This is a genomic window from Acinetobacter sp. YH12039 (genome assembly GCF_013420015.1).
In the GTDB taxonomy this organism is placed as follows: domain Bacteria; phylum Pseudomonadota; class Gammaproteobacteria; order Pseudomonadales; family Moraxellaceae; genus Acinetobacter; species Acinetobacter amyesii.
Map to the genome: position 1 here is coordinate 1 of NZ_VOZA01000102.1, position 3,340 is coordinate 3,340.

Genomic DNA, 3,340 nt, shown 5'->3' on the forward strand with positions numbered 1-3,340 from the left:
TGTTTTTTCTGCTTTGATCGCAGCAAGTGCTACCTTAGCCTTAAAGTCGTTTGAATGATTTCTTCTTGGTCTACGTGCCATAAAATACTCCATATATTGATGTTTATAACATCATTTGAGGAGCAGAGTATCACTTATAGGAGTTGTTCAAATTTCCGGATCCATCTCTAAGTGAGGAGGAAATGACTCTTACTATTCAGATGTTGTTTCAAGCTTTTTTTGATTGATAGAGTTTTATGTATTAAACTCTATATTGAAAGTAAATATATTGTAAAAATAGTATGTTATTTACTAATTGATTAAATTATTTACACTTATTCTGTATAATGCTCTATGAATTCATTACTTATTTTTTTAAATTAAAAATCATATGCAAAGCTTAAATGATGAAGAGTGTCGCCAAGTTGAAAGTGTAAAACAGCTTTTACAAAAAAATTTTAAAGATAAGCTTTATGCTATTTATTTATATGGTTCGTATGTTGATGGTGGTTTAAAACATAAAAGTGATCTTGATATTTTAGTTATTATTGAACGTGAAATTACCGATCAGGAAAGAAAACAATTAGCGCAGAATTTTCTAAATATATCTGTTCCGATTGGTCATGCTACAGCGCGTGCCTTAGAAATTACGATATTAGAAAAAGGGAGTATTACCAATAAAAATCATCCATATACATATCAGCTACAATATGGCGAGTGGTTGAGAGAAGAATTACTCAAAGGTGAATTACTTTATAGTCAATCTGATCCAGATATTAGTATTTTACTTAAAACTGCCCAATTACATAACATTACTATCTTTGGACCTGATATTTGCGATTGGTTAAATCCAATTAGCTATGAACAATTAATATTTGCCATGCAAAAAACTTATCCACAAATTATTGCTCATTGGAAAGACGATCAGGATGAATGTAATCAAATTTTAGCGCTATGCCGTATAGCTTATACATTAGATCATAAAACAATAGTTGCCAAGGATGTTGCTGCGACATGGTTTTTAGAATTCTTAAGTCAGATAGATCAAGACATTTTGCAACTCATAATAGATGAATATATTGGGCAAGGTCATGAGCAATGTTGGTTAGTTTTACATGATCAGCTTGCTAAAATTGTTAAAGAATTACAGCATAAAATTGAACCACTACTTTTTAACTGATGTGGAAGTAATGGATATGCTTCTTAGATTATTACCTCACTATATCTCTAAATACCGAAGAGACTTGATATTGCAAAGGGGGGCGTGGTTGGAGTTGCATGAAGATTTTAAATAAAAGCGGAGGAACTAGGGTAAAAGTTGCCAAAAAGTTTCTTCTGAAATGACTTTTATATTATGACGTTTAAGCAAAGCGGAGGTAACTCCATTGCCATAGATCTTATTCCCATTAAATTGACCATCGTAAATCATTGAACTACCACATGAAGGGCTATTTTCTTTAAGCACTACCAGAGTAGCTTTTAATAATTGAACTTTTTTTAAAGTTCTATATGCCCCTTCAATATAGATTGAAGTCACATCCTTTCCTGATTTTTCAATTACACAGGCTTTTCCATCTAAGACATCATCGCCATTACCTCCCGAAATCTCGGCAGGTTCGCGTGGTGTTGATAAACCGCCAAGAATCTCTGGACATACCATAGTAGCTTTTCCATCTTTGACTAATTTTTCGATTTTTTCGTTTAAGCTATGCGTCCCGTTATAACGTACCTTTAAGCCAGCCAGACAAGAACTTACTAAAATCATATTTCCTCTATGAAAAAGATATGTATCGATTTGCTATTTAGCCAGTACCTATTATTTTTTAAAATTAATAGGTTAGTGCTATGGATAAAACAAGAATTTAAATATGATCAATGCAAAGTGAGTTATTTTTTTTCTAACCCACAAAGCTTATAGATTAGTTTGATCCTTTTTGTTTAGAAAATTTATCAACAGTGATGTGTGCTGAATTAGCAGGAGACTTTCACTTGGGAGATTCTAGGCAGCTAACCGATAAAAGTCTTCTGCCATTTGATTTGGTGTCTTAAAATCCAAGCCTTTTTGAATTCTTCGCTGATTATAAAATAACTCTATATATTTTGTAATATCCGCTTTGGCTTCTTCCCTTGTTTTGTAGTTGCGATGATGGACTAGTTCATTTTTGAGTATGCCCCAGAAACTCTCTATCGGTGCATTATCAAAGCAGTCGCCTTTTTTGCTCATTGAACCCTGAAAATCAAATTTCTCAAGTAAGTTTCGATATTCATTACTGCAATATTGGCTGCCTCTATCTGAATGTACAATGAGATCTTTAGCAGGTTTCTGATTGCGAATAGCCATATTCAATGCATCACAAACAAGCTTGGCTGTCATGCGCTCATTTAAGCTATAGCCAACAACCTGTTTCGTGTAAAGATCTTTGACAGCTGCCAAGTACAACCAGCCCTCAGCCGTCCAAATGTAGGTAATGTCACTCGACCACGCAAGATTAGGCTTCGTCATTGAAAACTGTTGCTTGAGTAAATTGTCATAAATAGAACGGTTGTGATCACTGTTCGTGGTTCTTTTGAAACGCTTATGGCGCTTACAATACAACTGATTTGATTTTTTTATTTGGCGCACAGCATACGTACTTATTTTGATACCTTGCGCTTGTAAATGCTTGGTTAATCGAACATAGCCATAGCTTTGTTTGGTTTCTTCATGGGCTATTTTGACCAAAATTGTCTGCTGATTTCGCTGAATTGATCTTTTACTCATGCCTCGCTTTAGCCAATCATAAAAGCGAGAAACGGATACACGAAGTAATCGAGCCATTAAAATAATCGGAAATAAGTGGCTTTGCGATTTCATATAGGCGTACCTCACTGACTTTCTTTGGCAAAGTACGCTGCTGCCTTTTTTAAAAATTCACGTTCCATTTCAGCTGTTTTGAGCTGTTGTTTAAGCTTCTTATTTTCTTCGAGTAAGGCGTTTAGATCGGGCGAATACTGTTTTGTGCCTGCTAAAGTTCCAGCCTTTGCTTTGTTATTCCAGTTCGAAAGGGTTTGCATTGAAATGCCAAGTTGTCTAGCGGATTCCGATACATTACCTTGGTTCTCTTCAATGGCTTTTATGGCTTCAGCTTTAAATTCTGCGGTGTAAGTCTTCTGTTTCTTGCTCATGGTAAACTCCTAATGAGTATGTATAGTTTACCAAGTTAAACCCTCCTGTTTTTTAAGCACACATCAATAGAGTGGGAGTGACGGGCACTGGCTGGCAATGTCTAGCAACGGCAGGCATTTCGGCTGAGGGTAAAAGAACTTTCCGCTAAGCGATAGACTGTATGTAAACACAGTATTGCAAGGACGCGGAACATGC

3 protein-coding genes are annotated in these 3,340 nt (G+C 35.4%); 1 reads left to right on the plus strand and 2 read right to left on the minus strand.

Annotated elements, in window-relative coordinates; translation table 11 throughout:
* Positions 1–370: 370 nt before the first annotated feature.
* Complete coding sequence (locus FTT98_RS17465) at positions 371–1,159, plus strand: aminoglycoside adenylyltransferase domain-containing protein (RefSeq protein ID WP_038350081.1); 789 nt, start codon at positions 371–373, stop codon at positions 1,157–1,159.
* Between the two features lie 126 nt (positions 1,160–1,285).
* On the opposite strand, the gene FTT98_RS17470 is transcribed toward FTT98_RS17465, so the two are convergent.
* Together FTT98_RS17470 and FTT98_RS17475 are read right to left on the minus strand one after the other, a co-directional pair.
* The gene (locus tag FTT98_RS17470) at positions 1,286–1,744 is read right to left on the minus strand and encodes a DUF523 domain-containing protein (protein WP_077170035.1); all 459 of its coding nucleotides are present in this window, start codon (positions 1,742–1,744) and stop codon (positions 1,286–1,288) included.
* Positions 1,745–1,978: 234 nt separating this feature from the next.
* Positions 1,979–3,144, minus strand: a protein-coding gene (locus FTT98_RS17475) for an IS3 family transposase (protein ID WP_119285041.1) whose coding sequence is annotated in 2 segments (ribosomal slippage) — positions 1,979–2,886 and positions 2,886–3,144 — 1,167 coding nt in all. Because the reading frame shifts where the segments join, the coding sequence is not laid out codon by codon here.
* Between the last annotated feature and the right edge of the window lie 196 nt (positions 3,145–3,340).